The organism is Leptolyngbya sp. UWPOB_LEPTO1 (assembly GCF_017302695.1).
Classification (GTDB): Bacteria; Cyanobacteriota; Cyanobacteriia; order Leptolyngbyales; family Leptolyngbyaceae; genus Leptolyngbya; species Leptolyngbya boryana.
Map to the genome: position 1 here is coordinate 1 of NZ_JAFLCJ010000044.1, position 26,403 is coordinate 26,403.

Annotated in this window: 23 protein-coding genes and 1 tRNA gene; 8 read left to right on the forward strand and 16 right to left on the reverse strand. The window is 47.6% G+C overall.

What is annotated here, in order from left to right; all coding sequences use genetic code 11:
• The first annotated feature begins 293 nt into the window (after positions 1-293).
• Positions 294-794 (forward strand): hypothetical protein, encoded by a 501-nt coding sequence (locus J0L70_RS30850; protein WP_287457171.1) that lies wholly within the window; start codon positions 294-296, stop codon positions 792-794.
• Between the two features lie 164 nt (positions 795-958).
• On the opposite strand, the gene terL is transcribed toward J0L70_RS30850, so the two are convergent.
• The 13 genes from terL to J0L70_RS30915 form a co-directional block, all read right to left on the reverse strand.
• Entirely contained in the window at positions 959-2,356 is a 1,398-nt protein-coding gene (gene terL / locus J0L70_RS30855; RefSeq protein WP_287457172.1) for a phage terminase large subunit, read from the reverse strand.
• Positions 2,340-2,891, reverse strand: a complete 552-nt coding sequence (locus J0L70_RS30860; protein ID WP_287457173.1) for a helix-turn-helix domain-containing protein — start codon at positions 2,889-2,891, stop codon at positions 2,340-2,342. The genes terL and J0L70_RS30860 overlap by 17 nt, the downstream gene beginning before the upstream one ends.
• A gap of 20 nt (positions 2,892-2,911) precedes the next feature.
• A complete protein-coding gene (locus tag J0L70_RS30865) occupies positions 2,912-3,151 on the reverse strand; it encodes a hypothetical protein (RefSeq protein WP_287457174.1) in 240 nt (79 codons plus the stop codon).
• 297 nt (positions 3,152-3,448) lie between these two features.
• Positions 3,449-4,081 (reverse strand): hypothetical protein, encoded by a 633-nt coding sequence (locus tag J0L70_RS30870; RefSeq protein ID WP_017288213.1) that lies wholly within the window; start codon positions 4,079-4,081, stop codon positions 3,449-3,451.
• A 127-nt stretch (positions 4,082-4,208) separates the two neighbouring features.
• A complete protein-coding gene (locus tag J0L70_RS30875) occupies positions 4,209-4,703 on the reverse strand; it encodes a hypothetical protein (protein WP_287457175.1) in 495 nt (164 codons plus the stop codon).
• Between the two features lie 87 nt (positions 4,704-4,790).
• Positions 4,791-5,474 (reverse strand): thermonuclease family protein, encoded by a 684-nt coding sequence (locus J0L70_RS30880; RefSeq protein ID WP_287457176.1) that lies wholly within the window; start codon positions 5,472-5,474, stop codon positions 4,791-4,793.
• Between the two features lie 41 nt (positions 5,475-5,515).
• A complete protein-coding gene (locus J0L70_RS30885; protein WP_287457177.1) occupies positions 5,516-5,719 on the reverse strand; it encodes a hypothetical protein in 204 nt (67 codons plus the stop codon).
• A 323-nt stretch (positions 5,720-6,042) separates the two neighbouring features.
• Positions 6,043-6,115: transfer RNA gene (locus tag J0L70_RS30890), tRNA-Met, on the reverse strand.
• Positions 6,116-6,213: 98 nt separating this feature from the next.
• Complete coding sequence (locus J0L70_RS30895; RefSeq protein ID WP_017288629.1) at positions 6,214-8,049, reverse strand: peptidoglycan DD-metalloendopeptidase family protein; 1,836 nt, start codon at positions 8,047-8,049, stop codon at positions 6,214-6,216.
• A gap of 809 nt (positions 8,050-8,858) precedes the next feature.
• On the reverse strand, positions 8,859-9,320 hold the full coding sequence (locus tag J0L70_RS30900) for a tRNA (cytidine(34)-2'-O)-methyltransferase (RefSeq protein WP_190653661.1): 462 nt from the start codon (positions 9,318-9,320) through the stop codon (positions 8,859-8,861).
• 388 nt (positions 9,321-9,708) lie between these two features.
• Complete coding sequence (locus tag J0L70_RS30905) at positions 9,709-10,629, reverse strand: tetratricopeptide repeat protein (protein ID WP_268243139.1); 921 nt, start codon at positions 10,627-10,629, stop codon at positions 9,709-9,711.
• A gap of 194 nt (positions 10,630-10,823) precedes the next feature.
• A complete protein-coding gene (locus J0L70_RS30910; protein ID WP_287457178.1) occupies positions 10,824-11,129 on the reverse strand; it encodes a hypothetical protein in 306 nt (101 codons plus the stop codon).
• 159 nt (positions 11,130-11,288) lie between these two features.
• Positions 11,289-11,669, reverse strand: a complete 381-nt coding sequence (locus J0L70_RS30915; protein WP_017288634.1) for a response regulator — start codon at positions 11,667-11,669, stop codon at positions 11,289-11,291.
• A 520-nt stretch (positions 11,670-12,189) separates the two neighbouring features.
• Here J0L70_RS30915 and J0L70_RS32100 point away from each other — a divergent pair.
• Positions 12,190-12,276: a helix-turn-helix domain-containing protein gene (locus tag J0L70_RS32100; protein ID WP_353736683.1), complete on the forward strand. Its 87-nt coding sequence runs from the start codon at positions 12,190-12,192 to the stop codon at positions 12,274-12,276.
• A 128-nt stretch (positions 12,277-12,404) separates the two neighbouring features.
• Complete coding sequence (locus J0L70_RS30920) at positions 12,405-16,610, forward strand: chemotaxis protein CheB (protein ID WP_287457179.1); 4,206 nt, start codon at positions 12,405-12,407, stop codon at positions 16,608-16,610.
• A 38-nt stretch (positions 16,611-16,648) separates the two neighbouring features.
• Here J0L70_RS30920 and J0L70_RS30925 read toward each other — a convergent pair whose 3' ends face one another.
• Positions 16,649-17,458, reverse strand: coding sequence for a hypothetical protein (locus J0L70_RS30925; RefSeq protein WP_287457180.1), 810 nt, complete (start codon positions 17,456-17,458; stop codon positions 16,649-16,651).
• Positions 17,459-17,685: 227 nt separating this feature from the next.
• On the opposite strand from J0L70_RS30925, the gene J0L70_RS30930 reads away from it, so the two are divergent.
• From J0L70_RS30930 to J0L70_RS30940, 3 genes are all read left to right on the forward strand, one after another.
• On the forward strand, positions 17,686-19,200 hold the full coding sequence (locus J0L70_RS30930; RefSeq protein ID WP_268243136.1) for a UbiD family decarboxylase: 1,515 nt from the start codon (positions 17,686-17,688) through the stop codon (positions 19,198-19,200).
• A 288-nt stretch (positions 19,201-19,488) separates the two neighbouring features.
• Positions 19,489-19,890 (forward strand): YMGG-like glycine zipper-containing protein, encoded by a 402-nt coding sequence (locus J0L70_RS30935; RefSeq protein WP_017288637.1) that lies wholly within the window; start codon positions 19,489-19,491, stop codon positions 19,888-19,890.
• A gap of 165 nt (positions 19,891-20,055) precedes the next feature.
• A complete protein-coding gene (locus J0L70_RS30940; RefSeq protein WP_287457181.1) occupies positions 20,056-22,281 on the forward strand; it encodes a PhoX family protein in 2,226 nt (741 codons plus the stop codon).
• Between the two features lie 78 nt (positions 22,282-22,359).
• Here J0L70_RS30940 and J0L70_RS30945 read toward each other — a convergent pair whose 3' ends face one another.
• Positions 22,360-22,878, reverse strand: coding sequence for a hypothetical protein (locus J0L70_RS30945; protein WP_017288639.1), 519 nt, complete (start codon positions 22,876-22,878; stop codon positions 22,360-22,362).
• Between the two features lie 185 nt (positions 22,879-23,063).
• On the opposite strand from J0L70_RS30945, the gene J0L70_RS30950 reads away from it, so the two are divergent.
• Positions 23,064-24,926: a tetratricopeptide repeat protein gene (locus tag J0L70_RS30950; RefSeq protein WP_287457183.1), complete on the forward strand. Its 1,863-nt coding sequence runs from the start codon at positions 23,064-23,066 to the stop codon at positions 24,924-24,926.
• Positions 24,927-24,957: 31 nt separating this feature from the next.
• Here the strand turns inward: J0L70_RS30950 and J0L70_RS30955 are convergent, their stop codons facing one another.
• Positions 24,958-25,596, reverse strand: coding sequence for a TetR/AcrR family transcriptional regulator (locus tag J0L70_RS30955; RefSeq protein WP_287457184.1), 639 nt, complete (start codon positions 25,594-25,596; stop codon positions 24,958-24,960).
• Positions 25,597-25,680: 84 nt separating this feature from the next.
• On the opposite strand from J0L70_RS30955, the gene J0L70_RS30960 reads away from it, so the two are divergent.
• On the forward strand, positions 25,681-26,298 hold the full coding sequence (locus tag J0L70_RS30960) for an HlyD family secretion protein (protein ID WP_287457185.1): 618 nt from the start codon (positions 25,681-25,683) through the stop codon (positions 26,296-26,298).
• Positions 26,299-26,403 lie beyond the last annotated feature (105 nt).

The following is a 26,403-nucleotide window of genomic DNA, read 5'->3' on the forward strand; positions in this document are numbered from 1 at the left end:
AATAATGTGAACACGAAAGAATCAAAAGCATGAATCGAATCTAGATCAAAAAAGTTAGTAGAATTGAGATCTAGAACTGTAGCTTATTCACTATCTATTTTTTGTCCAACCCTACGGGTCCATCTCAACAAAGCGATCGAGAGGAATGCTTAACAGCGTGTTAGTCCTGATGAGATCGCTCTACCATTTACCGAGCAATCCCTCATTAAAAAAGTTCGATGAAGCTTGCGGTTGAGATTATCCCTGTTAGTAGTATGAATTGCTTTACGTGGCAATTTTGCTCTCAGATAACTATGAGTACTTGTTTTGGTTATGCGTTATTTTCTGACAATGATGATGAAATGTTTATTGGAACTGTTATTAAAGGGCTTCGGCGAAAGTGTTCAGTAGTCTGGCAAGATCATCAAAGCGATAACACGTTTCAGGGTGCTATTAATCTCGCTGCTCATATCATGGCCAACAAGATAGATGAACTATGGTTAATTGCTCCGGATCGAATTCCTACAGGAGATCTGATTTTTAGCCTGACTGACGATTTTCTCGAAGATGCTTTTAACTTGGTGTTTGAGCGATTGCAATATGAATTTGAATATGACGGATATATCCCTCTCTGCTTCAGGAATGAGAAGGACGGGGATTCGGAAGAGCTAATCGAACTACAGAAATCTTTTAGAAATAACTTAAAGTCGCTTCTTAGAGGAAATGCAGCTAACCTCCCCGACATGATTGCGTTTGAAAAACAAAGTGAAAATTTAGCCGTCCACTATCTTTTTCCGCCGGAATCAGTTGATTAGGGCTTTTGAGAGTTTCGTTTTGCAGTTTTCTTGTTTGTTTACCAGGATGCTTCAGGCACGTTAAAGAGGATCAAAAATAACGCTGAAGAGATGTTTGATGTCACTTTGATGAGCGATCGCTGGGTTCTCGCAGCTTGATGGGGATCTCTCCTTATTTCAACTCGTCAAAATCCCTGTAAGGTTTGCAGTTTGCCGACTGCGATCGCAGGTGAGGCTCTCTTTAGTTTCTGGCTGAGAAACTGCGTCATCGAATCGATACAGTCATCCGTTGCACCTTTGGGGAACAGTTCGATTTCATTCAGCAAGGGCTTCACCCACGGGTAAAGCGTTGGATCAGGCAAATAGACTTCACCCCGCTCGAAATTCGGCAAAACTTCGTAAGCTCGCTGCTCTTTCGACGTGGTTGGGGTGACGGGTACAACTTTACTGTGATGCTTCTTTTGCAACGTTTCAATTACAGCACTACCCATCGCTTTATTCTCAATGTAAATTTTTCGAGTCGCAGGATAACGATCGCGCATGGATTCGATCGCCGCCAGTGTCGAACTGAATCCGCGCTGCTCTCGATCCATTGCAACCAAATATTTATCTTTGCCGCTGATGCCCCAAACTTGTCCAACGACCCAGCTAGACCCCTCTCCCATGCCACCAAAGGTTAGATCCCAGCTTTGATAAATTTCTAGATGTTTCGGCAATTCTCGATAAAACTGCAAATATCGACTTTCAAAAATGACATCGGCATCGCTGATCGGTTGCTGTTGGTACAGTGCCCACCAATCGCGAGAGCCAAGTGTCGCACGGATTTCGGATAAGGCATCGAGATTATAAGCTTCTGTCCATAACGGTTCACCCGGTTTACGCCCTAATGGATCGTTTTCGAGTGCGATCGCAGGTAAGCTAATCGTCTCCCATCCTTCATGCTCAGTCTCGTCTAAAAGCCACTGCACAAAATCAGTCGTTCCCCATCTTGTCTGTACAAGGACGATCGCGCCGTCTGGCTGCAATCGAGTTCTCGCAACCGACTTGTACCAATCAATCAGCGTTTCTCGATAGGCGGGTGAGTCCGCTTGCTGTCTGTCTTTTACGAGATCATCCAGAATCAGCAGATTTGCACCCCGTCCAGTCGTTGCACCTCCCACACCGATCGCGGCATATCCGCCGCCGGGTGAAACGTTGAAGCGCTTGATCGAACTCGAATCTGGAGACAGCTTGCAGTCAGGAAAGAGCGCACCAAAGGTAGGAGATTTGATGTAATTCCGCACCGATCGCCCAAACACATCCGCTAGATCTTGACCATAGCTCAGACTTAAAATCCGGTGTGTTGGGTGATGTCCGAGATAAAAGCTAGGAAACAGTTCTGAAGCCAATTTGCTCTTACCGTGTCTCGGAGCCATCGTTACGCAGAGCCGTTTGATTTCACCACGGTTCACAGATTCGAGCTTTTCAGCAATCAGTTTGTGATGCCGACCGGGTTTAAATTCTGGAAACATCGCAGCAGAATATGCCGCGAGATTATCCCGCAGGAAGTTTAGAACAAAACCTTGATCAACTGTCTGAGACATCTGCTTTCTCTCCCATCAATGCCGCGATCGTATTCAATTGGGATTCATTCAGCTGGATGGAGCCGCCAATGTTCGTTGCCCCTTCCGGAAAGAGTCCAAGCAATTTCGCCTGCAATTCGACACATTTGATCACGCCATTGAGAAAGACCGCTTCCCCGGTTTTCTGCTCGGTTTTAGTTGAAAGCTTTATGCGTCCACTTCCAGCCGTGGTTCCTTCCTCGCTGGCGATCGCGTTCCGCAGCTGTTCCCGAATCGAGGTTTCTTTCGATTGCTGAGAGCGAAGCCAAGCATCCCAGTATTCTTTCTCTGCCAACCGCAGCTTTTCTAACGTCATTGCGCGATCAAGATCGAAATCTCGCAGGGCTGATTCTTTCCATTGCAGCTCTAGGACTTTCAGATCACGCGAGATTGTAGACTGATCTAATTCTAGATAGTCCGCAATTTGTTGCTGAGTCCAGCCTTTAAGCCTTAGCTCAGCAACAGTGGCACGATCCCGATCTCGCTGAATTTTGGGGCGTTTATCGCGTCCACTCATGCGTTTATATGGGTATGCGTTTACTGTCCTTCGATCGCCCGTAACGCAATCTCTTTGACTTGCTCAGAGGTGAACTCTACTTTGTAACTTTGTTGAGGTTTGGGATCGTGCTGCCTTGCCAATTGAGCGAGATCCACATCCTTGCCGCTGGCTAGTATTTCCAACATCGATTGCCAGCGATTCGGGTATCGATGCTTGAGATCTTGAATGTTTGCATGGAGTTGCTCAACTAGATCCCGATTCGGTAACTCGATCGACATATCTTAATTTGTCCTTCGCGAAAGAACGATTGTTCTATTATTACTGAGTTTTTTCGTTATCAGTACGATCGTTCTATGAACTGGATGCCGCCTGCTCGTGGGGTGGCTTTTTATGTTGGGAGTGCGATCGCGCTCATCTCAACAAAAAATCTTGTTGCTCTGCCGGCAATCCCAAGTCACCAGCCCAATCATGAACGCCAGAATCAACTATGTCTCAGCGCACATTAGCGCGATCGTTATGCTGAGTTGAATTGGAATTTCTCATAGCGCGATCACGCTATCTATTATGAATGTCCTTTACTTAGAAGGCTTATAAACCACTTTCCAAGCTTTGACGGTTCCTTCACCAATATCGTTATTGATCGTACCGCCACTACCCTCTAAGGTAATGCGAATCTTTGCTTTTCCCGGTGGAGCGTTGTATAGAGCAGTTGCGAGTTCTGGACTCACCGGAAAGTTACCGTTTTCACCCCGCAGATTGAATACTTGATCGCCAATGCGAATATCTAGAGTTTTTGTTTCTAAACCTGTCCGATCGACCTCTCTACAAACCACATTCAAAAAACCACACTGTTTTCTCAGCGTATACGCAAATACTCGAACGCGGTTCTGTGCCCAATTACTAACAATACCCGTCTCAGAGACAATGTTTCCGCCGCCACTTCGCTTGTAATTTTTATCCAACACTGCCAAATAATCACCGTCGAAATCGTCCTTCACGATCGCGACCTTTGACCACGGTATATCTTGGGCTGTTCGCCAGTCCTGCCGATTTAGAACGGCTGCATCGGGATAGAGCACTTCTAAATTCGTCGATGCGATTCGAGTATCGTTTTTAGTTCTCAACGACTGGTAATCATGAGAGAACCCAGTATTCGAGAAGTTCAATGCTACAGATATCAGACCTAATAAAACAAAACGATTCAACATTTCAAACCCTCAGAGCTTGTGCTGTTGAATCGTATCCGCAAAACATAGAGGCGTTTGCGGGTTTGTCGAATCTTCATAACCAGAGCGCAAAAAGAGTCTAGATACGGGATTCCTCGCCTCAAAACTCTTAGATACTATTTTCAAATTGGTCAAAAGGCAGAAATACGCACGTTGAGGCTTTGTTGACCTTTTCTCGCGCTGGAGCGGCTAAATTAACCTGCCGAGTTCCCGTTAACGTTGCCGTCTTTGCGCCTAAATCATTCAGCTTTGCCGTAGATTTCACAGAGTATTGATAGAAGTCCTCTGAGTTCCAGACTTCAAGCGTTACTTGTTGCAAGAGTTCTTTGCCGCTTTTTCCAAGTCGATACTGATCTGTGTCTATTTTGGCTGTAACTTCAGTGTACTCAAGACTGTCGCGAGTCTTTTTCTGAGTGTTGGCAATATGGAACGACTTAAGCGAATGAAGTCTCAGCGTTTCACCCGTCATGCAGTATTGCTGATTCGCTTCGCTGGATTTGTTAGACACCAGCAGTTTTAAGTGATTCTCGGCTAGAGATGTAGGACTAGAAGAACACGCTGCAAGTCCCAAAAGGGCAAGCAATAGGGGTGCAAGTTTTTTCATGTTGAGTAAATAAATCTGCGCTTTTAAGGTTCCCGATCCCCCTCATCAACTCGCAAGCGCTCTCAGTACTCGCGCGCGCCTGATCTATTAGGGCAAACTCTCGCAGGCTTGCCCATCCTTATCTTTATCAAGACGGAACGGATCGCCGGGGAACGCATTTAATACTCGTTGAGCCTCGGCTTGAGTTCTAAAATCACTGCAATCACAATCGCTTTTTGTACAGGATGGGAAACTGTTCTGAGTCGGCTGAAAAACTGTTCTCGGTTTCGGTTGTGGGGTTGCCTGTTGCACTCCTCGTCGGAAGTCCCACGGCATGACCGGATTAGATTGATTCCAAAACACCAGCTGCTTCAGTTGGGCATCGGCTTCAGCCGTCAAATATTGCTTAGCGTTGCACCCGTTCAAGTATTGCCTGTACACAACGGCTTGCCCCTCTTGAACCATGCTGAGATTAATCGAGCGATCGCCCACGAACACTTCGGCAACTTTCCGATTGTATTTGTCTGTTGCGATCGTTCTCAGTTGAACCACTTGCCCTACAGGTAAGAGTTGTTTAAGTCTTGCTGCTGCTCTCTCACCATAGGGTTTCTGCGACATTTCTGCGGCATCAATGCAGGCTAACCGGACAGTCACAACCTTATTGCCTACTTTGACTCGGATTGTGTCCCCATCTCCAACAGATGCAACCGTAGCGGAAGTCTGTTGTTGAGCGATCGCTGAAGGTGCAAACAGACCGAGAACGATCGCAGATGAGAGCAGTAATTTCTTCATGGTTTAAAAGCAGCGCATTGCCCGTTTAGAATTCCCAACGCTCAGCGATCGCACTCGGAGCCGTAGAGGACTTTTCCTGATCCATCTGGAGAAAATCTTACGCACCATTCTCCATTCGCCAGCCAGATCCGCAACGGGTGATGGATAAACTTGCCGTAGATGAAGGCGAGAACCACGATAACCAGGGATGAAATCACGACCCCTTGAACCACTTTCAACGGGCGGGCTGTCCATTGATTTTCCATTGGCGCAAATCTTGAGGGAACGGGCTTAGGATTCCCAGACGTGGAGTTCGTCGATCGCGCACTGAATACTGGGGAGCGATCGCGGACTTCTAATCTCTAATCAAGTGTGTGTTAGAACCGCACTATAAGACTTCCAGCTATTAAAATTAGCTTCTAACACACAAAAATTTGCGGTATCAATCCAAGTATTCATGGCTTTCCGTTAGAGTCTCTCCTCTCAAGAAGCTGTGAATACGCTTTGATATCGCGTCCCACCCTATTCAATTGTGTTTCGGTTTTAGGGGTAATTTGGGGTAATGCTTTTCCCCAACCTCTGAAACCTATGGCTCAGGCGAGATTTGAACTTGCGACCTTGGGCTTATGAGTCCCCTGCTCTAACCACTGAGCTACTGAGCCTTACAACATTCCAACAATATCACAACTGTGAGTACAAATAAAGCCCTATTTTGGAAGAAGCCTTCAAGGGAAGGTTGACCCTCCCCTTGAATATCAATCTAACTTCGAGACTGAGGCAACAACGCGATCGGGTTTACAGCCCCCCGACCGGGTACATGAACTTCAAAATGTGAGTGAGGACCCGTACTGAAACCTGTACTTCCCATCTCAGCAATTTGCTGCCCTTGTCGGACTTGTTGACCCACACGAACCAGAATCCGGTTGTTGTGAGCATAGAGCGTCACACTACCATCTGCATGCTCAACTTCCACAAGCTTCCCGTAACCGCCATCATTCCAGCCAGCCGTCACAACTTTACCGGAAGCGGCTGCAACAATCGGAGTCCCAACCGGAGCTGCGATATCGATCCCTTTGTGCATCCGTCCCCAACGCCAGCCATAAGGAGAAGACAATACCCCTTTCGCAGGCCACATATAGCCCTTGAAGCGATCTCCTGGCATATAAGCGTCAGAGCGCCCCAGAGGCGGCAAGTTCGGCGAAACCGTCTTGCCAACCGGAGAACGCAGAATAGGTGCGTAAGACTCAGATCCAGCTGGCGCAGTCGCAACCACTTGACGCTGTGGCTTCGGTGCGTCTGCTAACATTCGCTCTAAACGCGTTTGACCAGAGTTGTTTACATCAGAACTATTGGCACTACGGCTCGTCGTGCGAAGGGAAGAGACCGTACGATTCGGGTTGAACTGAGGATTACGACGAGAAGAAACTGCTTCGGCGGCCTTCGGCGCTTCACGATTTACAGAGCGAGATTGATAGCGTTCTCTCAGTCGCGAGATTTCGCCCAGCAAGGTATTCACGTACTGATCGTCAGATCGGCGTACATCCACCTGTTGAACTTCAGGCGCGCGATTACGAGCAGGGCGGAATGCAAACTGGCGTGCATCACCGCCAATCGCTAATGGCACACTCGGATTTTGAGTCGATGCCAAACTGGGGACGGTCGGAACCTGGATATCAGCAGGAGCCTGTACTGATGCAACAGGAGCTTGCGGGGCTGGCTCAGGGAGAGCTTGAGCAACCAGAGATTGACCTGATTTTTGAGGAACTTGAATGAATTGGTTTGCCTGCACCAAATTGGGGTTATTCAGGCGATTCAGTGCTGCTAGGTCGCGAGCTGTCATGCCATGCGCTTGTGCGATCGAGGAAAGCGTTTCACCTGGATTCACTCGATATGTGACAAGCTGCTGTGACTCTGCCTGAGGCATGATCGCAACGGTTTGAGATTGTGCTGGCTCCTCAGACTTCAACTCCGCCAAACTTTGCTTCAAGCGATCACGGTTTTGCTTCAATTCAGCGAGTGCCGTTTGCTTAGGTTTTGCGACAACCGATGCTACACGTTCCGATGTGGACTGGACTTGCGGTTGCGCGGGAATCACCGGAATAGATTTGAGATTCGGTAACGACTTGATGGGAGCGCCACTGATAGTAGCTGCCATACGATCGCCCATCGGTACCTGTAAAACTTGTCCTACCGAGAGGACTGCATTGGCTTGCAAGCTATTTAGATTCGCTAGCTTTGCAGCGTCGATGCCGTAGAGTTCGGCAATCTTCCAGAGTGTTTGACCCTCTTGAACAGTATGGGTCGTCGTGGAAGCAGCAACTGCAGTCGGTGCAGTGGCGGTGGGCGCATCTACCGAAGCAGGCGTGCCAGGTGTCAGGTCAGACGCTGTCGAATCAGTGGGGACAGCCGCTTGTGCCTGTTGGGGCGCAGCGAGTCCGTAAGCACCGACTGAGAAAGCGAGTCCAAACATGGCAGCAGAGGTCCGAACGGTTCGGGATGTCTCTTGGGGCAACTGCCGGGGCTGTTCTTCAGCGCTTTCGGGTTCGATCGCGCTAAACAGAACTGAGTTTGCGTCTTGCGGAACTGCTCGTTTCAAAAAAACGACCTCCTAAAGTGTGCAGCATTTAACTGTCATCGAGTGCGAAACCTTTTGCCAGTCACTCGATTTGGTTTTTCAAATCGTTCGGAGCCAATCCGGAGCCATTACTCAAACCAGGGAACCCGCTTCTCCCAAATTGGGAAAATCCGGAATGCTCGATGCATCTTTTCGTATCCGAAAGAATCGATAGCAGATATTCCAACTGGCTGTCAACTCGTCTGAGTTGAATAAACTGGCTGAATCCCAGATGCTGTAAGGCTGCAAAGAATTTAGAAAAATCCTTTGGCAACGAGGCAAAAATTAGGGGAGCCAGTGTGTTCATCAGGGTCAAGTGAGACAGAAAGTTTAGCTGATTTGGTGAACTCGGAGTGAATCATCCCGACTGAGATGTTTTAGAACAAATTCGAGATTTTAGTCAAGCCATTTGTCGTCCGTATTTGATGACAAGAAGTTAATGTAAAGAATATCATCGCTCAACCGTGAAATCATGCAGGCGACAGAGCACGTCTATTTGGTTTCTCTATGGTTTAGATTTCTGAAATCCAGTGTGGCTGGAGGTTTGAATATGATATTTACTCACAATTCAGTTGAATGAAGCTGATAGAAAATCCGCGAGATTACGGACGCGAAGAATGAATTTTCAGATATGGATTTCTTATCTAAGAAGCGGCATTCGGTGATCTAAATAACTAATTAACTGTGAGAACGTTGCAGGTTGTGGGAGGAGCGATCGCGCTTGGGAAGAAATTGTGCGATCGCTCCTGCTCCTATCTATCTCATATCTATATATATATGTGGGAAAACAACTAACTCAGGTACCCGAGTTGACGGCGCGCTTCAAACAGCCCAAGGGCGGCGCTGACCGAGAGGTTGAAGCCACGCACTGCAGGTTGAGTAATGGGAATATAGGCAAGAATTGGGCAAGTCTGCATCACGTCGTCAGGCAGACCTGCGGTTTCACAACCAAACAAGAGCCAGTCATCGTCTCGATACTGAATTTGGGTGAAGTTCTGGGTCGCTTTGGCACTGAAGCCGATCCAGCGTCCACCCTGGTTTTGAGAGTAAGTTTGGAAGTCGTCGATCGAATCGTGAACCGTGAGGTTGACGTATTCCCAGTAGTCGAGACCCGCACGCTTGAGATAGCGATCGCTAATTTCAAAACCTAGCGGGGCAACGAGGTGAAGTTCAGTTTGAGTTGCGGCACAAGTGCGGGCGATATTACCTGTATTGGGCGGAATTTGGGGATGAACGAGAACAACTTTAGGCATGAGTTAATCGATACTTTGGATGAGAATGAACGAGATCCTGCTTAAAAAGTAGAAAATCATGCTCATATACGATTTTTTAATGATTGAGCACAAAGAAGAATTGATTAAATATTCTAATTACATCGGCATATCCACCGAAAGTGAGATAAACCTCCTTGATTTGTTATCAATTTCCAACTTTTTAGTAGAAAAACTTGTGGTTTCTCTCAGATAAGCTCAGGCAGATCGCTTAGAAGATCCAGACATATCGCTGAGCAAGAAAATTAGCTAGAATTCCGATAGGATAAGGGTTTTCGTAATCTAGATTACAATTTATCGACAAACAAAAAAGCCAGGTTGGAAAATTTTTTCTCCAATTTCTGGCTTTTTTAGGAATGAGATAGACGCTCTAATTGCTTTGAGCAGGATTTGTGGGAGCTGCTCCTGGATTTGGCGTAGCGGGAGCAGAATTGGTTGGGCTAGTAGTTGGGCTAGTGGTTCCCGACTCTGAAGCTGAAGGTTGAGTTGTACTTAACCGAGTGATTTGATCTTTAAATTGAGCAGGTGCGAGAGAGGTCGCTTTATCAAAGAGCGGTTTTGCCTCATCGTTTTTACCCTGTTCCTTCAGCACTAGGGCTTTGTAGAGAACTGGCTGAAAATCGTTGGCATTGGTTTTAGACGCGTCATCAAACGTGGTTAAAGCTTCGTCATAGCGTTTTTGAGACGCAAAAACTTTGCCGAGTAAGACTTGAACTGCAGTGGTATCTACACTATTCGGCTGAGTTTTATTGGCGGTTGGAGCTTGTTTGAGGGTGTCTTGTAACAGCCCGATCGCGGCTTCAGGACGTTTTTGTTTGATTAATAAGTCTGAAATTCCAGCGAGCGCATTCAAATCACCGGGTTTGGATTGCAAAATATTGCGGTAAGCTTGTGCGGCTCCTTCTGGATCGTTCAACTGCTGTTTTGCCTGAGCGAGCAGAACGGCATATTCAGTCTGATTCGGATTGAGTTTAACGAGTTTTTCGAGCGGGTCAATCACCCCTTTAACATCGTTGAGCTTGAGCCGCGCTTCTAAAAGCCCGCGCAGAGCAGTCGAGTTTTCGGGTTCACGCTTGAGGACTTCTTCGTAGCCTCTCGCTTGTGCTTCGATATCCGCTTTTTGATCTTGAGGATTGGCGGCTTGAGAAGGGCTAGGGTTTGGCTTATTGGCTTGTGAGTTACTGCTAATCGCAGAGGTAACCAGGGGTAACATCGTCACACCCAATAAGCCGACCGTTGCCACGATTAAGACAAGGTTCAGGAGCCAACGATTTTTGCGCGTTTCGGTCACGGGATTACCTCACAGTTCTTTGCAGAAGTCAACAGGCTAAATGGGATTAGCAGATTCAACGATAGCGCAAAGTTGTGAAATGGAGGCGGAAATGTGGGGAGTGGGGAGGTAGGGAGTGGGGAGATAGGGGGTGCGGAGAGCAGTAGAGATCTCACATCATTTGCTTTTACCCTACTCCCTACTCTCTACTTAAACTAGGCTTGAGCAGGTCGCTGAGTTGCCACTGGCGTAGACGACGATCGCGGTTCTGCTGCGGGGTCAACTTCTTTCAGTTCGATGTGATTTAACAGCGTCGTGACGAACGCAAACAGGAGAAAGGGGAGCGATAAAACGAGAATTAAACCGACCGTTGCAAGTGCGTAGATAGGGCGACTTGCACCCATCATTGCCATTGCAGATGCCAAACTGAGAAAAATGACGATCAACCAAACAATAATCTGACCGTAGATGTCGCCAAACGAGAGCGTACAGATCATTCGGTAACGGTGCATGTTATTCATAATGCTCCAAACATCAGCAAGATTTGAGAGATTATCTAAACGTAACGCTGATCAATAGATGGAGTCGATTTCTCAAGAATATTGAAAGGATCTGTAATTTTCCCTCAAGGCAATGATCCGCAGTGGGGTAGAAAAGTTAATCAAATTGCGGCAGGCGGATCAGTTTGACGTGGCTGAGCGAGACAGTAAATAATCGATCGCACTCAACATCTCAGCAGGTGGACAGGGTTTGATCATGTAGGCATCTGCGCCTTGTTTCATTCCCCAATAGCGATCGAAGTCTTCACCTTTGATCGAACAGATCATGACGGGAATATTCTGGCTGCGCGGATCGCTTTTGATCCAACGGCAAAGTTCATAGCCATTCATCCGTGGCATGACCACATCGGTAATGACTAAATCGGGTGGGTGTTTTTGAATGACGGATATGGCATCAACACCATCATTCGCAACGGCAACATCAAATCCTTGATGCCGCAATTCGGTAGAAATGAGTTCTCGCACAACCGCGCTATCGTCCACGACTAAAACCCAACTCATAGCGATTCCTTCCACTCAATCTGGTATCTAGCCTTATATTTGAATTATTCATCCAACTGTAGACCGCTTCCGAGAAAAATCTGTGAAGAGAGTGTGAAGGGTTTCAATAACCTGAGTCTTCAACGAAGGCGTAGCGGCAGGAAACGGATTATGAAACCGACGATGGAATTTCTAATCCCTCAAGACTGCAAGAAAAACGTTGAAGGATTGAAGCGATGAACAGACTGTGTAAAGAACAGAGGAAGGGAATTGATCAAAGGGAAACAGTGTCTCAAGCGGAGTTCATTAACGAAATCTTTGGTGTCGCTTGCAGCAATCTGAATGAGACTATCGCGTTTGTCCGCTAGAAATCTTTGCGGCAAAATCAACTGTCCCGAAGGAGAGATGTACAGAAACACTCTAAATTTGATAGACGCTCTAATCGTGTTTAACCTATTAAGTTTTTGATAGAGCATCTGAAGGGTCTTACCTTCATGAAAACCTCTGATGAATCTCATCTGGCTGCTTAAATACTTTAGTTTTGGAGCTATACGGACTAATTCAAGAGCAATTTGCTGCAAAACTAGGCGTAACGGTGGGTATGGTCAATCGGCGGGAGAATGATTGAACGAAGCCAACATCGCTAGCAATTCGGCAACTGCGAATCTTGCTGATTGAGATTAGTCAGTTTGAAATTGTGGCAGATCAAGAGATGGCTGACCGTCTACTTACCCAGTACTTTCCAGGTAACCCTCAATGGCTTCTAACGTTCCCTCTTCTGACGATGATTCAACCTCGTCAACTCCAGCTTCTAGCGCGGCTCCAGTTGAATCTTTTGCGATCGCTGGCATTGCCGCCTCTGCTGGAGGGCTAGAAGCATTTACCAGCCTGCTCGGACATTTGCCTACTGATACGGGCATGGCATTTGTACTCATTCAACATTTATCTCCTGACTACGAAAGCTTGCTATCTGAGATTCTGGGTCGAGTCACGGAAATGCCTGTAAGTCAGGCGCAAGACGGAATGAGCATTGAGCCAAACCGAGTCTACGTCATTCCGCCCAACACCCAGATGACCGTTGTAAATGGGCTGTTGCGGCTGGCTCCCCGGCAAAAGATCGATGGAAAATATATGCCAGCAGATGTCTTTTTCGAGTCTTTAGCCGCCGATCGTGGCGATCGATCGATCGGCATTGTTTTGTCGGGCACTGATGGAGATGGCGCGTTAGGACTGAAAGCCATTAAAGTGGCAGGTGGGATCACCTTCGCTCAATGCGAATCAACTGCAAAGTTTGATAGTATGCCGAGTGCTGCCATCGCCACCGGCAACGTCGATCTTGTTCTGCCGCCGGAAGAGATTGCTGAAGAACTGGTCAGGCTTAGTTGTAGCCCCTTTTTGGTTCATCCAGAGCCGCTTCAGATAGTGAAAGCAGTACTCAAGCCGGGGGATGCGCTCAGCATCATTTTTGCCCTCCTGCGAACCGCGACCGACGTTGACTTTACCCTTTATAAGCCAACGACCCTCGATCGACGGATTCGCCGCCGGATGCTGTTGCATAAGCTAGAGACGCTGGAAGACTACGCTCAGTATCTGCAAACGCATCCGAATGAAGTGCAGGCGCTCTATGAAGAAATTTTGATTCACGTCACTGAGTTTTTTCGTGATCCCGAAGCCTTTGAACAATTAAAAACCCAGGTTTTCCCGACCATCAGTGAACACAAGTCAGCTAGTACCCCGATTCGGATTTGGGTGGCGGGCTGTTCTACGGGCGAAGAAGTGTATTCGATCGCGATGTGTTTGCTGGAGTATTTTAGCGATCGCGCCACCGTGCCGCCGATTCAAATCTTTGCCACCGATATTAGCAACGCGGCAATTAACAAAGCCCGATCGGGGTTTTATTTAGAAGCTCAGATGGAAGCTGTGTCCCCAGAGCGCCGCAGCCGATTTTTTGTCCCCTTAGCGAGTGGGGGCTATCAAATTAGCAGTGCCATCCGCGAACTGTGTGTCTTTGCTCGACATAATTTAGGCGGCGACCCGCCGTTTTCCAACCTCGATCTGATTAGCTGTCGCAACGTGCTGATTTATCTATCCGATCCGTTGCAGGAACACATCATGGCTCTGTTCCACTACAGCCTCAATCTAACTGGTTTCTTGATGCTGGGGACTTCAGAGAGCGTCAAAACTGCTTCAGACCTGTTTCGCCCAGTCCATGAACCTACCAAAATTTATGCCAAAAAGTTTAGCCTGGCCCGTCCTTTATTTTCATTTACCTCGAATGCTCGTTCTGTCATGAGTACCGAGCAGCCGTCACTGGTTGAATCGATCACCAGTAACTTTGACCTTGCTAGAGATGTTGACCAACTGATCGCCAATCGCTATGCGCCCGTGTCAGTTGTGGTGGATGAACAGATGCACATCCTGCACGTGCGAGGAGACACTGACCCTTACCTGAGGCTACCGCCCGGTACAACAGATTTAAATCTGTTGCTAATGGCGAGAGAAGGGTTGGCAATTCCGCTCCGCTCCGCAATGTATCAAGCGCAAACGCAAAGACTTTCTGTTCGACAAGAGCAAGTTCAGATTGACGAAGGCGATCGCTCTGACTTGCTCAATCTAGAAGTGATTCCGTTTCAGCCTGCGATCGCCACAAGTCCAGTTTATTTTCTGCTGATTTTTGAAGCGGTTTTGCCTGTACCGGATCAATTGAGTTGCGCGATCGCTCCCAACTCAGAAACCGGAATCGAAAATCTAGAGCGGGAAGTCATACAGCTCCGGCAGGCGCTTGCTGCCGCCACGCAACGCGAACTTTCGGCGCAAGCTCATCTGCAAGCGGCGATTCAGGAACACAACTATCTCAACCAAAACCTACGGGTAGCAAACGAAGAGATTGTGTCGAGCAACGAAGAACTCCGCAGCACCAATGAGGAACTCCAAACGGCAAAAGAGGAGATCCAAGCGACCAACGAAGAACTCTCTACCACAAACGATGAACTTCGCAGCCGCAACTTGCGGCAAAACCGGGACAATAGTGACCTGAACAATTTTGTGGAAAGCATCAGTGTGCCGGTCGTTATGCTGACCAATGAATTGAGGATTCGCCGCTTCACCCCCGCTGCCCAGAGACTTTTTAATGTCATTCCCACAGATATTGGACGACCATTCAGTGACCTCCGCACCGACTTTGACGCAGCGAATCTAGAGTCGATGACGCTGGAGGTGTTAGAAACGCTCAACACACAAGAACAAGAGCTTCAAACGCGATCGGGCTACTGGTATACCGTCCGAATTCGTCCTTATCGCACCACGGAGAACCAAATCGATGGTGTCACGATAGTGTTCATGGATATTGACTCGCTCAAACGTCATGCCACCACCCTGGAACTGGCTCGCAATTATGCCGAATCGATCGTTGAAACTGTGCAAATTCCATTAATAGTGCTGGATGCTGATCTACGGGTAAATACGGCGAATCGGTCTTTCTACGAACTGTTTCAGACTTCTGCGGCTGAAACCGTGCAACATTCTCTGCTTGAGCTAGGCCACGGGCAATGGAATCTCCCTCAACTGAGATCGCTGCTCGAAGATGTGCTGGTCAATGACATCCAGATTCAGAACTTTGAGCTTGAGCAGCAGTTTGAGCCAGTTGGACAGAAAACATTATTGCTCAATGCTTGCCGACTGCTCAATGAAGCCGATACGCTCATGATTTTGCTAGCGATCGAAGACATTACCGAGCGGCAGCAGTTTGAAATTGAACGCACTCGGCTGCTCGCTCAAGAACGAGCGGCTCGTGAGGACGCAGAAGCCGCCAACCGCGCCAAAGATGAGTTTCTTTCCAACCTCTCGCACGAACTGCGTAACCCTCTCACTGCCCTACTGGGCTGGGCACAAATGCTACTGACCCGCAGCCTCGATCAAGCAACCGTAACCCGCGCCTTAGAAGTGATTGAGCGCAGTGCCAAAGCGCAATCTCAACTTGTTGAAGATATTTTAGATACTTCTCGAATCGTTAGCGGGAAGCTCAAGCTCAACACTAAATCGATCGATCTGCGCTTCATCGTACAAGCTGCGATCGAAACGGTTCAGCTATCAGCCGAGGCAAAAACGATTCAAATTGTTGCAGACTTGAGTTCTGTGAGAATTATGGGTGATAGCGATCGCTTACGGCAAGTTGTCTGGAATCTGCTCTCAAATGCGATCAAATTCACCCCTGAGTCGGGACGCGTCGAAGTCACACTCACTTCGGTCGGCAATCATGCTCAAATTCAGGTGAAAGATACCGGACAAGGAATTTCGGCAGACCTCTTACCGCACATTTTCGAGCGATTTCGTCAAGCAGATTCCAGCATGACAAAAGCCAGTTCTGGTCTGGGGCTAGGGTTAGCTATCGTCAAACATTTGGTAGAACTGCATGGTGGAACAGTTGAAGCAGAGAGTTCAGGTGAAGGGCAAGGAACCACGATCACGATTGTGCTACCGATGCAAAACGTTCCCCAGGAGTCTACACCGTCGAGCAGTTTAGAGCCGACTGTCTTAGAAGTTAGCGCAAGTCATTTGAGTGAACCTGTCTGCTCGTTAGAGGGGTTACAGATTTTAGCGGTTGATGATCAAGCTGATACGCTTGAAATCCTTAAATTTATGCTAGAACCTTATGGAGCCGAAATGCAGACCGTAGACTCTGCTAGAGCAGCTTTAGCGGCTCTCAGCGAAAATCCCAGCCGATATGGTTTGCTGATTTGTGACATTGGAATGCCGGAGGAAGATGGTTACTGGTTGATTCAACACGTGCGATCGTTTAGCCCAGAAGCCGGAGGACAAATTCCAGCGATCGCGCTGACTGCCTATGCTGGCGAAGAAGAACGCCAACGGGCGATCAATGCTGGGTTTCAAATGCACATTGCAAAACCGATCGAACCCGCTCAATTAGCAGGGCTGATTGCAGAGTTGGTAAGACGAATTTAGGATTTTGGCAGCAAAGTTGTGATTTCTTCTACTTCAGGTTAAATCGGTTTTTTGCCGTTCAGGGCTGGAGTCCGGTTGATGGCGAGGGGTCGATCGAGATGTTTCGCCTGATATTGTCCTACGACATATTGATCGACGTGTTGGAAAATGACGATCGGGGCAGTGACGCGACACGTAAAAAACTCGATCGCAGCTCGCCCCTCTGAAACTCGGACTTTGGGTGAAAAATCTTTCGGGGGTTCAGTTCGCCACTGCCAATTTGCAGAATCTGGAGGCGCATCGATCAATCGATGGTGTACCCAGTCTGCAACCTGCCCAATTTTTCCCATTTCCAGAAGTTCACGGCGTAAGAGTGAAGCAATCACAAAAGACCGGGGAGAATGATCGCCGTCGATCGCGTCCATGCAGTCTGCCAATGCGCCTTCAGGTTGAGGAGGATTGTCGCGTCCGCTGGCTGTGAGTAATGCTTTTTCCAGATGAGAAGTGGTACTACAGGACTCAGGTAGTGCCCAAGTTACGCCTGTCCCGTCTTCCCCTAGACGAAAGAGATAAGTCACTAAACGAAAATCGGGCTTGAGTTTGATGCTTGGAAGTGTCACGAGGACAGCACCAGGGTTTGTGGCGCTAATAAACCATCGCCCTTGATTATTCGGCATTTGCAGCGTTTCATCGAGTGAACTGCCGAAGTGAAATAAGCTGCCTAACTCCTCTAAGGAATCGGGTTTTGGAGGTTCATCCATGTTGTTGTAGAGATTGGGATGATTCTCAGATTCGGGTACAACCAAAGCAGATCTCAAATGTTGTCGAATTTTTTGGAGGACTTCGAGTGGAACTCTTTGGGTAGACATGGGTGAAAAGGGGCGGGAGAAGACTTCTATCGTTTCTATAAAGTGCCCCGAAGTCAGCTAGAAGTTTGTACGAGGAAATCGAGGAATCAGGGTGAGGAACTTGAGAAATCAGCAATCAAGAAATCAGCGATCGTCACGCATTGCGGTACGAAGGAGTACAGTCTCATTTCTCCCCCGTTCTTCATAACCCTTCATAATAGAAGGAGCTTTTTCACGATGTCGAAACTATGCCGAGAGACTTGCGAGGATTTATCAAACAGATCGAAGAGCGCGGACAATTGCGTCGAATTAAGACGCTGGTTGATCCGAATCTAGAAATCGCTGAGATTGCAAATCGGATGTTGCAACACGGCGGGCCGGGATTGCTGTTTGAGAATGTGAAAGGGTCAAACTATCCGGTTGCTGTCAATTTGATGGGAACTGTCGAGCGGGTTTGCTGGGCGATGAATATGGAGTCGCCGCTTGAGTTGGAAACGTTGGGGAAAAAGTTAGCGCTGTTGTATCAGCCACGTCCGCCGAAGAAATTTTCTCAAGCGATCGAGCTTGGAAAAGTTCTATATGATGTCGTTCAAGCCAAACCTGCGCGGGACTTTTTCCCTCCTTGTCAGCAAATTGTGCTGAAAGAAGGTGAGTTTGATTTTAATCAAATGCCGTTTTTGCGCGTGTATCCGGGTGATGCAGGTAAAGTTGTCACGCTGGGATTGATGATTACGAAAGATCCTGAAACGAAAATTCCGAATGTTGGAGTTTATCGCTTACAGGTGCAATCGCAGAATACGATGACGGTGCAATGGCTTTCGGTGCGTGGCGCGACTCGACATTTAAGAAAAGCAGCAGAACGCGGTGAGAAATTAGAAGTTGCGATCGCGCTCGGGGTTGATCCTCTAATTATTCTGGCGGCGGCAACTCCTTTACCTATCGATCTTTCCGAATGGCTGTTTGCCGGAATTTATGGGGGAACGGGCGTACATTTAGCAAAATGCAAAACCGTTGATCTAGAAGTGCCAGCAGATTCAGAATTTGTGTTTGAAGGAACGATTACACCCGGAGAGACCGGTGTAGACGGGCCTGCGGGTGATCACATGGGGTATTACGGCGGGGTGAATGAGAAAGCGCCCTTGCTCAGATTCAACTGCGTGACGCATCGGAAAGATCCAATTTATTTGACAACCTTTAGTGGTCGTCCACCGAAGGAAGATGCCATGATGGCGCTCGCGTTGAACCGTATCTATACTCCGATTCTGCGTCAGCAAGTCCCAGAGATCATTGATTTCTTCTTGCCGATGGAAGCGTTGAGCTATAAAGCGGCGGTTTTATCGATCGATAAAGCTTATCCAGGTCAAGCGAGACGTGCAGCCTTGGCATTTTGGAGTGCGTTGCCGCAGTTTACTTACACTAAGTTTGTGATTGTGGTCGATAAGGATATCAACATTCGCGATCCGAGAGCCGTAGTCTGGGCGATTACGTCTAAAGTCGATCCGGCGCGGGATGTGTTTATCTTGCCTGAGAATCCATTTGATTCATTGGACTTTGCGACGGAGAAACCAGGTTTGGGCAGTCGGATGGGAATTGATGCGACGACGAAGATTTTCCCAGAAACAGATCGACCCTGGGCAGACCCGCTGAAGTCTGATCCGGATGTCGCTGCAATGGTCGATCGACGTTGGGCGGAATATGGGCTTGCCGATTTGGAATTGGGTGAGGTTGATCCGAATCTGTTTGGCTACCAAATCGAGCAGTAAGCAGAACAGCAGATCAGATTCGGTTTCAGTTCGTTCATGACATTGAACCTTCTATGCCAAATGGCAGGGAGGAGTATCAGAACTGCGATCGCGCTCTTGATTACGAAATTAGAGAGATGTGTGGATTAAGGCATAGCCTAAACAGAGCATTCTGCCGTAATTATGCACTCAGGCAGAGGCAATTGATCTCTAGCTAAAGAGACAGGTGATTGCACCAGTTGCTGCCTAGACTGAGAAACTAAGCGAGCGAATGACTTGCTAAATTTGTTGAGCTATGGAGGTTTAGCGATGACTTTGACATTCAAGCGGGCGATTACTCCTGGAGTTCTTGCTGCGAGTTTAGTCAGTGCAACTCTGCTGCCGATCAAACCTGCTGCCGCCGATCAAAACATCTGGCGGGACATTGGAATTGGGGCAGGAGTTGGAGCTGCATCTAGCGCAATCACGCGACATAAGGTCGTTCCGAATATTATCAACGGAGCTGCAGCCGGAGCAGCGGTCAATCAATCGCGAGATTTAACCACGAAGAAAGGTCAGCGTCCTGACTTTCTCAGAGATGCTGCTGTGGGTGCAGGAACGGGTGCAGCAGTTGGCTCCGTGACAAATCGCCGTCATGCAGTGCGGAATACTGCGAATGGAGCTGCAGTAGGAGCGGTGATTAATATTCTGACTCCGAAGCCCCGCCGTTAGGAATGGTAGGGGGGATATAGCACTCTTTAGAGAAATGCTATATCCCCCATTCCCCTATTAATTCAGAGAACATTTTCGGTGCGATCGACAACCTGAGTTTTACTCTGCCTTAACCTCAATCTGGTAGATTCCTCCTGATGCGAGTCATGATTGGAGTTCTACCTGATGAAACGCCGGAATTTGTTGCTTTTTCTGAGTGCAGCGGCGGGAACTGCTGCGATCGCGAGTCTTGCAAAGAATCATCAGAAGTTTTCAATCCCTTTTCAGTCTTCTGGCTCGGCAACTATCAGCTTCAAATCGGTTCAAGGTCCAATGCCGCTTTTGACAGATGCAATTGCCTCAGATCAGAGCATTTCGGCATTGGCTCAGTACGAAATTCAAGACGATCTGGTCTTACCTGAAGGCTTTACCTATGATGTGATTGGAGCCTGGGGCGATAAGATTGGAGACTCACGGTTTGGGTATAACAATGACTATCTTTCATTTGTTGAAACGGCTGCAAATGAAGGCTATCTCACCATTAATTTTGAATATATTAGTGCAATTCCTTGGTTGCAGAGCTACTCGAAAGTACTGGGTAAAAAGCTGCCCGTCGAAGCGGTTCAGGCAGAATTGAAAAAGAACGGCGATCGGGGGTTGAATGCGTTTGCATTGGCTGAGAAGAATCCGCTCAAGACTCAGATCGCAACCATCTGCAAAGAAGCCTTGATTGATCAAGGGATGGGTGTGATTTCGATTCGCAAAAATGCAGAAGGCAAGTGGGAACGGACTTTTTCGCCCAACGATCGACGAATTACCGGAATTTCTGGTCTAGAAGATGGACGCTATCTCAAATGCACAGGAGCCGCAAAAGCCGTCTTTGAGAAGAAATCGGGTAAAGGGTATTTGGACAAATTAGGCGATCGTATAATTGGAACGTTTGCAAACTGTGCAGGAGGGACAACGCCTTGGGGAACTGTCCTCAGCGCAGAAGAGAATATTCAAACCCAAGTTCCTGATCCAGTATATGCAGATGGCACTTCTTTTCCGCCCGATCGCGTGACGTTCAGAATCGACGATGAAGAAGTGTCTGGGCAGGGAAACGTCTTTGGGCTAGCAGGTAATAAGTACGGCTGGATTGTTGAAGTAGATCCTGCGAATCCCAAAGATTTCGGCACAAAGCACACTTGGTTAGGGCGTTATCGACATGAAGCAGTTGGAGTCAGAGCGGAAGCTGGTAAGCCGCTAGCATTTTATTCAGGCTGCGATCGACGAGGTGGACATATTTATAAATTTGTCAGCCGTGAGCAGGTTACTGATCCGAAAGATAAAGCAAATTCTCGGTTACTAGCTGACGGAATGCTTTATGCTGCAAAGTTCAATGAGAATGGCACAGGAGAATGGATTGCGCTCAAAGCAGATACCCCTGTGAATCCTGACGATCCAAGTACGATCGTGGGTGGAATGATCAATCTCCCCAATCGTCCGGCAGGCGGCTTCGCGCCATTTCGCAAGCAAGCAGAGATTGTGAAATACAAACAAAAATTCAAAACCTTGGGCGATCTCTATGAAGGCAATCCAACCGAAAAACAAGGTGCGATTTTGATTGATGCTCACTATGCTGCGAATGCTTGTGGTGCAACCTGTACAGCCCGCCCTGAAGATACAGAAATTGCACCCGATGGTTCACTCTACATTGCGTTTACTTCTGGCTCACCCGATAGTCGCGATGGTGGTCCTGATCAGCGCATTTTCAAAGGGTCGAATGGCGAAGTGCCTTATGAGCATGGATTTGTGATGCACTTAACTGAGGAAGGTAATGATCCGGCTGCAATGACATTTCAGTGGAAAATGCTAGCCCTCGGAGGTGAACCAACCGCAGGTGGTGCGGGCTTCTCGAATCCGGATAACTTAATGATTGACCCTGATGGGCATGTTTGGATTGTGACGGATATGTCGTCTGACAAGCTCAATAAAGCAGTGCCAAAACGGGTTGGTAAAAACGGAGTTCCAATCAGCCAGTCGAATTTGCGCGGATTGTTTGGCAATAATAGTCTGTGGTTTGTTCCAACTTCGGGCGAGAATGCTGGCGAAGCGTATTTGTTTGCGATGGCTCCGATGGAGGCAGAACTTACAGGACCATTTATGAGTCGCGATCGCCAATCTCTCTTTTTGGCAGTTCAGCATCCTGGCGAATTTAAAGGGATTCGCCAGGGGATGAAATCTGAGGCTCGGCAATTTGCGATGAAAACACCGGATGGGAAAGATTTTACCCAAATCCGTCAAGTGCCGCTTGGATCTAATTTTCCGAGTAAAAAAGCGGATGCGCCACCTCGTCCTTGTGTCGTGGTGGTGTCGAGAGATGCAGGAAAAGCGATCGCAGGTTACGCTACAGATACAACGATCGTCTAAGACACGCGATACGGTTCGACTTCGCTTCACTTATGGCAACAGAGCCAAAGCAGAGTGAGCAAAGTCGAACCTTGAGTTTTAGAATCGCAGACCGACTCCACCTTGCAGGGTTGCGGCTGTGCCCCCATTCTTATAGCCATCAAACGCAATCACCGCATTGCCAAATACGACAACATTGCTGTTGGGTAATGCATAATCAATCCCTGGCTGAATCGCAAAACTAGTGCGATTTCCCAACACCGTATCTCCGCCGAGCGGAATCGAGGCCCCTGCTCCGATATAAATATCAGTCTGCCAATTCAGTGGGTAATCGTAAGAAACGGTGGGTACGATTGCGGTTCCACTGCCAATAAACGCTTGGGCGCGCAATGATATGGGTGCTCTGAGAAACTTGTAGCGTCCAGCCACAACCGCTGAAACGCGACTTCCATCTCCATCTCCGCTCGACAATCCAAATGCTGGTCCCACACCGACATAGCTACCATATGCGGCTTGCGCAGAAGCAGGCGCTTGAATTGCACAAATTCCGATGAGCGCTGCTCCACAAATACCAAGTTTTTTATCGAATCGTCCAAACAAACCTGTTAAAAATTCCATTGCTCGACTCCTCATGACCAGGAACAGCGACGCACCAAAATGCGATCGAATTATTTTTCATCATACCGAAGAATGCCCGATTCTCAAGCCCTACGCACTTAGTTTTGATCAGAACTTTGATCAGAAATAAAAGACTTTGGCGGAAACTTTTAGAATAGGGAAAGCTCCATTTATTCTGATTCGTTATGTCTGATTCTGCACTGGGCGATCGCTATTCTAATTTGATTGAACAAATTATTCAGCAAACGCTGAAGGGGAATATTCGATCCAAAGAACAGGTTTATCAAATGCTGGTGCAAGAGATTGAACCGGATAGCGGTGAAGTGTTTGATGCCAAATTTCGCGATCGCATGGTGCAGACTCAAACCACAGCGAATGACAAAAGTGATGAGTTAAAACAGGCGAAAGCGATGCGAGCGATGCGGGCATTGCAGACGATTGAAGGAGAATGGAAACGCTGGCAATCGGACAATCAAAATAGAAGTGCGATCGCAACTTCTGTGCGGCAACTTAATCAGGCAGATAAACGCGATCGCATTCTGATTTTTCTGACGTTAAGCGATCCAAATCATCCTGAAAGCCTCAATTCTGATCAACTCAAGCAAGTTGCGCTGACTCTCAAGCAGCAACCGATTTCTGATGCAGAAACTCAGCAAGAACTCTCGCAACTTAGTGATGGAATTCTGCGAGGATTCAAATCTTGGGAGGTTTTGCAGCCTCATTTAATTAGCTGGATTTATAACCCGGAGCAATTAGGATTTGGAGGAACATCGAGAGGAGTCAGACCCTGGGAATTGTGGGCAGGGCAAGCGATCGGGAATTTGCCAAAGTCGTTTTTTGCGGCTCTTGATCAAGAACAATCTGCAGGAGAATGGGCAGAATCGCAGACTGAAGTTGCATTATCAGATTGGATTGAATTTCTGATCGTTGTGCAAACGTTACAACGAGGATTAGTCAGTTGGGCGGAAAATCAAAGCTATAGTTCCAAAGCAGGAACGTCAATGTCGGTTTCGATTTTTCTTACATTTGCGTTGATTTGGTCGGAGCTAGCAGGAGGATTTTCTCGATCGACGGGTTTGAATTCGATCAATCGCGAACGTTTTTCAGAAGCCTCGTTTCGAGTCACGTTGCAGATTCTCCGAGTTTTTGCCCAACGGAAATACTTCCCCTTATATGGAACGATTTATACGTCTTTTACTGGAACTTACTTCCGCGAGGCAATGAACTATCTGAGTGAGCCTTTGAAGCGAGTGAAAGGAACCCAGGAAAAGGCGCGAATTCTGACGCTGATTGGATCGACACAGCGCATCATTGGCGCATTAGAGGTTGCAAAAGAGCTACATACACAGGCAAAGGAGATTGCTCAAGACGCGGGTGACAGGCGTTGTGAGATTGCGAATTTCAATCATTTAAGCCGCATTAGTATCATCGAGAAGAACTATGCAGAAGCAATTAGTACCAGTCAAAGAGCTTTAATTCTCAGTCGGCAATCGGGCGATCGTATGGGGGAAGCAAATGCGCTGGCTAACTTGGGCTATGCTGAGGTTTTCCAAGCTCAATTACTCGAATCTGATCCGGATGCTTATGAATTAGCGATCGGCTATTTAGAACAAGGCTTAGCGCTGTCTGAAAAACTCGGAGATTTGCAGAGCCAAGCTTTATGTGCGATTAGCTTAGGCAGTGCTTACGTAACGCTGAATGATGCTGAACAAGCTTTGAAGTACCTCGAACAAGGCAGCTATGCGGCAGGAGAGTCGGGCGATCGCTATTTACATGCGCTCTGTTTAGCATATGTGGGCGAGGTGTTTTATCAGCGTCAAGATGCAGAAAAAGCAATTTTGGCTTCGGCAATGGCGATGTACAAACTTGAACAGATGGGTTCAACGGATTGGCGCACCTCGGCTGGATTGCTCACGATTCTGCAAGGACAATTAGGCGATCGCTTCGAGCAGATTTTGCAAAGTCAGCGATCGAGTTTGATCGCAGAAATTGGAGTCGATGGATTTGACTATTTGAGAGAATTACTCGATCGATATCGCCAAGCTTAAGATTTCACGGTGAACTCAAGGTTTTTCATCATCAATGCTTTTCTATCGGCGTAGATTCAATCTTGCGCTCATCAGAGTTGCTTAAAATCAAATGAACTAATTGATCTACGACTCGATCGCGGGAGAGTTGCATCAATTCTTCTCCGTAAAGCATTTTTTGCAAGATCACCCAAGAGACCATTGAGCCGAAGAAGATCTGAGCGATCGCTTCTGGGTCATGCAGCTTGAGTTCTTTGTGCGAGCGCAAATATTCGCAAAGCATTGCTTTTCCACGCTGCACAACCGCTTGTGTATAGAGTCTTGCTAATTCTGGGAATCGCTCTGATTCGCCAATCACAATTCTCAGTAGTGGAATATAGTTGCCGCGATCGACCACATCATTGAAGAAAATTTCTGCTAATCGGCGGAGTAATTGTTCAGGTTCAACCGTTTGATGATCTAGCTCAAATAGAGTGGTAAAGCGAATAATCGTCGCTTGCTCGATCAGTGAGCGAAACAATCCCTCTTTGTCTTGGAAGTAACTATAAATTGTTTGTTTAGAAACGCCTGCCTCTGCTGCAACACGATCCATACTCGTTCCAGCGTAGCCGGATGTGAGAAAGACGGTCATTGCACCTTTGAGAATTTGCTCTCGTTTAACCACTTGACGCTCCGGGGAAAGTTTCGGCATTTGGTGAACTTTTCCAAAGAAAACATTGTTTAATCATACTAGACCGTCTAGTATGATTTGTATTCTGCAACCAGACTTCACAATATGGCTCACACTCTTCCACAGCCTGCAGATCATGTTCCAGATGCGCCGTCTCAGAAGCCATCTCAGAAATCGAAGCGAGTCTTGATCATTCCTGCGGTTTTCGCGATCGTCGGAATTGGATTTGCTACTTGGCACTTCTTGCCAAAGCCAGAAGCCACGACCTTACCGCTTAGCGGACGCATCGAAGCCGATGAAACCGATATCGGTGCGAAAACAGCCGGGCGAATTAGTGCAATCAATTTCCGCGAAGGAGATGAGGTGCAGAAAGATCAAGTTGTCGCGCAATTGAGCGATGAGGAAGTGAATGAGCAATTGCGGGCAGCAGAAGCACAGGTCGCAGCAGCACGGCAAGAAGAACGGCAGGCGCGATTAGAGATTACAGTCGCAGAGAGTCGGATTCAAGAAGCACAGTTGAATGTGCAACAATCGCAAGGGGATTCGCGGGGACGAATTGATCAAGCGACTTCTAATGTCTCGGCAGCAAAGGCGCAGTTAGCACAGTCAGAAGCTCAAGTAAAGCAGGCAGAAGCTCAAGTGAAAGAAGCGCGATCGCGAGCCAAGCTAGCAGCATCCGATCGCGATCGCTATGCGCGGTTTGAAATGCCCCCCAAAAACTAGACCACTTCCTTTGTCGATAAAAGCAGCATTAGCTACGAGCTAGTATACTGCTATTGCTTATTCTTTTTCGTGTTTGTTTTATTGATTGCTTCTCCATTCACTTTC